The sequence below is a fragment of the Sodalinema sp. genome (assembly GCF_046483825.1).
In the GTDB taxonomy this organism is placed as follows: Bacteria; Cyanobacteriota; Cyanobacteriia; order Cyanobacteriales; family Geitlerinemataceae; genus Sodalinema.
In genome coordinates this window covers 1-7,526 of sequence record NZ_JAWOCL010000130.1, presented here as the reverse complement: position 1 = coordinate 7,526, position 7,526 = coordinate 1, and the positions used below count along the sequence as shown (strand labels likewise).

Sequence of the window (7,526 nt, the reverse complement as noted above, 5' to 3'; positions counted from 1 at the left end):
GAAATGTCTGGCGTGAGTAGCTGGTCAACTGCAACCGCCATTGATAAAATCTCTCCTGTATCTGTTGCAAGCGTTAGGTTTTTGGCCCTGTTTTAGCTAGGGTCAGCTAAGGTGAAGGTCATCGGGCCAACAAACCCGGGTCTTTAGTCAGCTTACCACCATAACTCATTTCCAGGACTGATTTAGGTCGGGGTTTTTGAATCTCGATGGTCTCGGGCGTGTCATAGTTGTTAACCGTTGTTAAGCTTGTTAACGGCTCACTGAAATTATCACTGCAATTATCAACGGTCTTATGTCTGACGGCGATCGCACCTCAACTCCGACGGTTTGGCACTATAAGCCTTGGTGGTGTCAACCTTGGTCAATTCTCCTCACAGGGGTGGGATTGATTGCGGCCAGTTGGTTGGTTTTGCATCGGGTTTGGCTGACGGTTCTTGTGGCTATCCCCCTATCGGTTTGGATGGGCTATTTTGTCCTGGTTTTTCCGCGACTGGTCGCTCAAGCGGGGCTATTGGAGACGGATGTCCCCAAGGACCCCTCTAACTAAGCTCTAGGGAGCGTTTAAGGCGCATTTAAGGCGCATTTAGGGAGCTGGCGATCGCATTCCAGTCTTGTTCAGCGTCAGCTAGAGCCACTTCAACGCTTTTCTGCCCCAATAGCACCGCCTGTAAGTTGTCATAGAGGATTTCCTGCAAGTCGTTGACATTGGACTGAGGGGGAATTAAAACCTCGGCCCGTTCCAATTGCTCAGCACTCATAATCCGGGCCTGATCGACTGGCTTGGCGTTGGGTCCCAACTCCTGGAAATACGGGTGGTTCAAGGTCTCCCGCGTCGAGGGTAGGGTATTAGCCGCTTGGGAAAAGGCCAGTTGATTGTCGGGATTGGTCAGAAAGAGTGCGAAGGCGATCGCACCCTCGGGATTAACGGTATCGCGGGGAATGAGTACATTCATCACCGCGACAGAGATTTTGCCCGTTTCACCGGTAATCTGGGGGGCCGCTCGGGAAACGGCGGCGATATCCGGGGCGTTGTTGCTGATGGTTTGGAAGAACTGGGGACCCGTGGCCACTAAGGCCAATTCCCCGGCCTGATAGAGTTCGATCGCCCGTTGATGACCTTGAGTTAACACCTCGCGGGGGAGCCATCCCTCCTGATAGAGTCGTCGCCAATAGTTAAACGCCGCCACGCCTTCGGGGGAGTTAAAGGCGGCGGTTCCGTCGTCGTTGAGCAGTTGCACCCCCATTTGTACCAAGGATTCCAACACTTCCCCCGAGTCATTAGCCGCAAGTGTCACAAAAAAGGCATATTTACCCGTTTCCTCCCGCACCTGTTGGGCCACCGTTGCTAACGCTTCATAGGTTTGGGGAGCCTCTTCGATACCGGCTTCAGCCAACAGGGCCTCGTTATAAATCGTAATCCGGGTGGTGAGATACCAGGGAATACCAAAACTCTGGCCCTCAAAGCGGCTGGCGTCCCAGATGTTTTCGAGATACTGCGATCGCACCTCCTCGGAGATGGACTCATCCAAGTTCAGCCAGGCCCCGCGTCCCGCCAGTAGCGCGGAAAATCCGGGGTTGAGGTTCACCAGATCCGGCGCGGTTCGAGCCGAGACGGAGGTGAGAATACGAGCCTTCATGGCGGACCAGGGAACATCAATCCAACGCACCTCTAACTCGGGATGGTCCGCCTCGAACGCCTCAATCAGATCGCCAAAATAGTCATTGAAGGTCGGCTGAAGCTGCATGGTCCAGAACTCAACGGTCGTCTCGTCGCGGACCGTGCGGGGACTCCCACAGGCTAGGACGAGCAGTAGGCTGGTCAGGGTCAATCCCAGTCCTAACACCATTTTTGTCCGTATTCCTTGACGTTGGCGGCTGTTCTTGGGCATCCTCGTTGACATTCGTATGGAAACTTAAATCCTGAAGTTCAGCAGATAGAATAGAGCAGCGGCGATCGCCTGTTATCAATGGCTGCTCATAGGATAGCCAAGTGCTTCATTCTCTCGTCATCACTCCCATGACCTGAATCCCCTGGCTCAACACTCTGGCTCAACCCCCTGGCTCAATCTAGTGACTAAATACAGTGGTTAACTTCAACTTCCTCAAAAATATACTCTCCAAAGCCAAGAATGGCATTGGCATTGAACTATCTCCCGATCGCATCAATGTGATGCAACTGCAAAAACAGCGTCAGGGTTATAAGATTCTACACTTCATCTCCGAGGAAGTTCCCGAAGGAGTGATGCAGGAAGGGCAAATTATCGATTTGCCCAGTATGTCAGAACTGATTGAGGCCGTGCTGAGTGAGCATAAAATCAAACCGAAACACATTGCGACCGCCATTCCCAGTCGCGAGGCGATCGTGCGGCTGATTCCGGTTCCCGTTGAACTCGACGACGAAAGCCAACTGCGGGATTACGTCAACCAAGAAGCCGGCCTCTATCTTCCCTTCCCTCGGGAAGAGGCGGATGTGGATTTCCAGAAACTCGGCTCGTTTGTGGACGAGGATGGTATGGAAAAAAATCAACTGCTGTTTGTCGCCACTCGTAAAGAAGTCACCGACAGTTACATCAGCGTCTTTCAGGAAGCGGGGCTGAATCTCGATGTGATGGAGGTCAGCAGTTTCTCAGTGTTACGCTGTCTACAAGATCAACTGCAACAATTTACCTCGTCGGAAGTGGTGGTCACCGCTGATCTACAATTCGACAGTACCGAAATTTCGGTTATCGTCGATGGTGTACCTCAATTTTCTCGCACCATCGGCATTGGCAGCTTTCAAATCCAAAGCGCTCTCTCAGAAGCGATGAACTTACCCCCATCCCGAAATACCGAACTGTTGCAAGGGATGACCTTGCCCGTGAATACCGGTGATAGTATGACCATGGGAACCATGGGCGGGAATAATCCGGGAACCAGTGCCATGATGAAAGTGTTAGGTGAGCTGGCCGATGAGGTTCGTCGTTCCATCGACTTTTACCTCAACCAGAGTGAGGTGATGGATGTGGCGCAACTGTTCCTCGTCGGTCCCGGAAGTGCCGTGGGACAACTCGATGAGTTCTTTATGCAGCGGCTGAGTATTCCCACCAATCAACTTGATCCGGTGGCTGCGCTAGGATTGGAGATGAGCGAAGAAGAGGTCCCCCTCGTCCAACGTCCCGGACTAGGGGTTGTCTTAGGTCTGGGACTACGGGAGGTCTAACACTATGTATAACATCGAGATTAATTTCCTCAACGATCGCCCGGAGTATCGTCCGGAATCGGTGAAGGCGAAACCGAGCCGCCAGCGGCAACAGGGGGGCAATAATATGCCGCTCATTGCTGGCGGGGCCGTGGCGGCGGCCTGCTTAGCTGCTGTCGGCGGTGCTTGGATATACCTGGCTCAGATTGAAATTCCCAAGCTGCAAGCCGAACGAGATGAACTCGACGCAGAGTTGGGAAGTTATCAGCGAGAAGAGAATCGTCTAAGAGAGATTCAGGAGGAGGTTCAGCAAATCCGGGCGCAAACCGATGCCTTGGCAGGGGTGTTTAATTATATTTCTCCTTGGTCGGCGCTGTTACAAGACCTGCGCGATCGCACCCCGATGGGGGTTCGCATCCAAGGTGTCGAACAAACCGATGAACCACCACAAGGCGGGCCGTCTCCCCAAGCAACGGAGTCGGGTCGCCCCCCATCGGTGGTCGTCATCCGAGGAATTGCTCAGTCGTTCAATGACGTTAACGACTTCGTCCTCTTATTGAAAGAGTCGAATCTTTATCTAGGTTCAGGCACTCATCTGATCAACGCTCAGATGGAGGACTATAACGCCCAAAGCATCACCTTCAGCGAAACTCGCAATCGTCTGGAGTTGTCACAGGTTGTCGCCTTCACCATTCAAAGCCAAGTTCGTGAAGTTCCGGCGGCCGACATCTTACAGGAACTTCAGCGTAAAGGTGCATTGGGGTTAGTCAACCGCATCCAAGAACTTCAACGCAGAGGGGTAATTTAGAACCATGGCCTACGACGACGACAATTTCGTGACCGGTGAAGACGAAGCCGAAGCCCCCGATGGGCTTGTGTTTATGGGGGTGACCATCTCCCCAACCATTTTGGGCGTGCTGATTGCGGCTTTAGGGTTAGCAGGAGCCGTTGGCATCGGCCTACAATTGGTTCAACCCCTGTGGGGCGATCGCCAAGAGCTACAGGTTGAAATTGCCGAAAAAGAGACTCAGATCGATGGTCAAGGCAATATCCAGCAGCAAATCGAGCAAGCTGAAACTGAACGGGATGAAGTACAAGCCCTTCAGGAAGAGGTCTTATCGATGTTTGCCAATCCCGATAGCCTCGAAACCCTAGTTTTAGACGTTAACCAACAAATTAACCAGCGCAACGCCAATCTCAGTTCCGACGAGATTCGCACTCGCTTAGTGGCTCAGGGTTGTCCCGCAGAACTGTTGCAAGAGTACGCCGATTTCAACAGTCGGATTGATGGCTTCTTTGCTGAAGCTGAACTACAACAATTTGAACCCATTTTTCCCGGAAGCCAGCGTGGCAGCAATGCCGCCAATATCACATCAGACGGCTATGAGTTAGTCACCGATAGCTCCTTTGGCCGACAAGCCAATGGACAGCTTAAACGTCAAACCTATGACGTGCAGCTAGAGGGGAATTTTGCCCAAACTCGCGCCATTTTGATGCAGCTTGAGCAACTTCAACCGCTGCTAGTGTTACGTGAGTTTAGCTCAACCCAACAGACTCCGACCTTTATTTATGACCAGAACGGTCTGCTGCCAAATTGCCAGCCCGAAGCCAAAATCACCACCTCTTTTAGACTCGAAGCCTTATTGCCCCTCTCTCAAGAGGAGTTACAACAACGGCTTGAGGCTGAAGAGGGAGAAGAGGGGGAAGAGGACGAAGAAAGTTAACCCTCAAACCTTGACGAAAATGTTACCCTTATGCGTAGACCGCTAACTGTTGCTCTTGTGCAGTTGACAGTTAGCGGTTGAGCGTCCATAATTGGTCGTTGATACTGGTGAATTGATAGTTAACAACAGTTAACTATTAATTATTAAAAGGAGAGAGCGGTGAACTATAATCTCGGACTCAGTGGACTTTGCCTGGGAACAGCCCTTGTTCTGGCAGTCCCGGCTTCGACCTTGGCGACTCCGACGGAGGTAACCGGAATTGAACTTCGTGAAACGCCGTCTGGCCTGATGTTGATGATGGACACGGCGAGTGGCGATCGCCCCCAGATTTTCCTCGTCCGTCGCGGTAATTCCATGGTCGCAGACCTCATCAACACCAAACTGCGATTGCCTCAAGGCCAAGGCTACAGTCAAAATAACCCCGTCCCCGGTATCGCCTCACTGGTTGTCACCCCTCTCGATGCCAACAGCACCCGCGTCATCGTCACCAGCGCCGGAGACAGCGCCCCCGACGGCGAAATTGTCCAAGAAGCCAGCCGAGGCATCGCTCTTAACTATCGTCGGTCCGCCGATGCCCCCACAACAGCCACCTCACCCCCTCCAGGAATTACCGGCGAACCCCAAGGACAAAGCAACCTCGCCCAGCGGCAGCCGCAACAGCAGCCGCAACAGCAGCCGCAACAGCAACAACAAGCCCAGCGACAACCCGGCAATTCCGATGTCTTGGTTCCCAACCCCGACGTTGAAATTGACGGCGTCCGCATCGACTCTCCCACTCGCGTCAACCCAGCGCCTCCCTTCCAACCTCGCGCCGTCGCACCACCAGTGGGGGATATTTCCGTCTCCTCCGTTGACACTTCAGCCTATAGCATCAACCTCGGAACTGCTCAGCGAGTCCCTCGCCTAGTCCTGCGAGATGCCCCCGTTGAAGAGGTGATGTCTCTGCTCGCCCGTGCCGCTGGCTTGAACCTAGCCTATATTGCCGATAGCGGTGACGACGAAGATGGAGAGAGCAGCCAGCGTACCATTTCCCTGGATATTGAGGATGAGTCGGTCCAGGATGTCTTCAATAATGTCTTGCGTCTGAGTGGACTCGAAGCCAACCGAGAAGGGAACACCATCGTCGTCGGTGAACGTCTCCCCGACTCAGCGCGTCCGGTCATTAGCCGCACGGTTCGACTCAATCAACTGAGCTTGATTGATGCCCGCAACTTCCTGCTATCACAGGGTGCAGAGGCCAGTGATATTGCTACCCAAACACAGGTTCAGTCTGTTCGGGTTAATCCGGATGATCCCAACTCCCCAACCTTAACCAGCGAAACCAACCGAACAACCGTTGAGCTACTCTCCATTGCCGACCGCAGCACCCCTTATCAAGGCTATGCGCCTCTTCCCTTGAGGGGACTTTTGGTGTCCATTGGCCAACGGCAGCAAGCTGATGTCGGAGGAAATGAGTTAACTCTTATCGGAGATCCTCGTAAGGTTGAAATGGCCACGCAACTGTTGACTCAACTTGAAACTCGTCGTCGCCAGGTGGCCGTGAACATCAAAATTGTTGATGTCTCTCTGAGCAATCAAGATAACTTTAACGCCAGTTTCTCCTTCGGCGTGGGAGATACCTTTGTTTCGAGTGACGGGGGGGCTGCTATCTTCAATTTTGGTGGAGTTATCCCTCCAAGTCGTTCTCAAGTTGAGACCAGTCCCGTTACACCACCTATTGCCCCAATTCCTGAGTCAATTTTAGATGAATCACAACCCTTTTTTGAACCTTTGCGTCCGTCAATTGGGCCTCGGGGAAATCCAGAGTTTCTTCAGCCTGGAGTAACTGATGTAAGTATCACTGATGATGGAGTTGAAAGAGAATTTAGCTTACCTAACCTTTTTGCGTTTCCTAGTCGCTTTATTGCCCAACTTCAGGCTCAGGTCGAAAGTGGTAATGCGAAAATTCTCACAGATCCAACTTTGGTTGTTCAAGAAGGACAAACCTCTAGTGTCAATCTAACGTCAGAGGTTGTTGGTGAAACGAGCATTTCGTTTATTGACACACCGTCAGGAACCCGGGAAACCCGAGAAGTAGAGAAGGAAGAAGTTGGATTAGAACTTGGGGTAACCATCCACCGGATTGATGATAATGGTTTTGTGACTTTAGAAGTCAACCCAGAAGTGAGTTCTCCAGTCGGTACGGCGGGAGAAGGTGCGCAAACGGTTACCTTGATTCAGCGACGTTCTGTTGATTCGGGTCGAGTTCGCATTCGTGATGGTCAAACCTTAATTATTTCAGGAATCATCCAAGAAATCGATCGCACTGAGGTTCGTAAGGTTCCTATTTTAGGTGACATTCCCCTCTTGGGAGCTTTATTCCGCAGCACAGTTCGCGATAATGAACGTCAGGAAGTCATTGTCATTTTGACACCGAACATCCTCAACGATGCTGACCCCAACAACTTCGGGTACACCTATACCCCAGGTCGCGACGCGCGGGAGGTTCTCCAACAACAACGTAACTTCACCTTCCCCCAACCCCAGCAGTAAGAGGCCCCCCGACCTCATGGCCCTCGTTTGGCCCTCGTTCCTTGGCTCTGCCAAGGAATGCCCCTGGGGAGGCTCCGCCTCCCGTCTCAAAC

6 protein-coding genes are annotated in these 7,526 nt (G+C 52.4%); 5 read left to right on the top strand and 1 reads right to left on the bottom strand.

Annotated features, from left to right (window positions below; all coding sequences use genetic code 11):
* Nucleotides 1–292 precede the first annotated feature (292 nt).
* Complete coding sequence (locus tag R6U67_RS08335; protein WP_410252118.1) at nt 293–547, top strand: DUF6737 family protein; 255 nt, start codon at nt 293–295, stop codon at nt 545–547.
* Nucleotides 548–572: 25 nt separating this feature from the next.
* Here the strand turns inward: R6U67_RS08335 and R6U67_RS08330 are convergent, their stop codons facing one another.
* The gene (locus tag R6U67_RS08330) at nt 573–1,889 is read right to left on the bottom strand and encodes an ABC transporter substrate-binding protein (RefSeq protein ID WP_410252117.1); all 1,317 of its coding nucleotides are present in this window, start codon (nt 1,887–1,889) and stop codon (nt 573–575) included.
* Nucleotides 1,890–2,083: 194 nt separating this feature from the next.
* Here R6U67_RS08330 and pilM point away from each other — a divergent pair, with 194 nt between their 5' ends.
* The 4 genes from pilM (at nt 2,084) to R6U67_RS08310 (ending at nt 7,434) form a co-directional block, all read left to right on the top strand.
* On the top strand, nt 2,084–3,199 hold the full coding sequence (gene pilM / locus R6U67_RS08325) for a type IV pilus assembly protein PilM (protein WP_410252116.1): 1,116 nt from the start codon (nt 2,084–2,086) through the stop codon (nt 3,197–3,199).
* Nucleotides 3,200–3,203: 4 nt separating this feature from the next.
* Nucleotides 3,204–3,986: a PilN domain-containing protein gene (locus R6U67_RS08320; protein ID WP_410252115.1), complete on the top strand. Its 783-nt coding sequence runs from the start codon at nt 3,204–3,206 to the stop codon at nt 3,984–3,986.
* Between the two features lie 4 nt (nt 3,987–3,990).
* Complete coding sequence (locus tag R6U67_RS08315; protein ID WP_410252114.1) at nt 3,991–4,902, top strand: hypothetical protein; 912 nt, start codon at nt 3,991–3,993, stop codon at nt 4,900–4,902.
* A gap of 159 nt (nt 4,903–5,061) precedes the next feature.
* Entirely contained in the window at nt 5,062–7,434 is a 2,373-nt protein-coding gene (locus tag R6U67_RS08310) for an AMIN domain-containing protein (RefSeq protein ID WP_410252113.1), read from the top strand.
* The last annotated feature ends 92 nt before the right edge of the window (nt 7,435–7,526 follow it).

Excerpts from the sequence above, each read along its gene's own strand:
- R6U67_RS08335 (WP_410252118.1), top strand. The coding sequence starts at position 293 with ATGTCTGACGGCGATCGCACCTCAACTCCGACGGTTTGGCACTATAAG.
- R6U67_RS08330 (WP_410252117.1), bottom strand. The coding sequence starts at position 1,889 with ATGCCCAAGAACAGCCGCCAACGTCAAGGAATACGGACAAAAATGGTG.
- R6U67_RS08320 (WP_410252115.1), top strand. The coding sequence starts at position 3,204 with ATGTATAACATCGAGATTAATTTCCTCAACGATCGCCCGGAGTATCGT.
- R6U67_RS08315 (WP_410252114.1), top strand. The coding sequence starts at position 3,991 with ATGGCCTACGACGACGACAATTTCGTGACCGGTGAAGACGAAGCCGAA.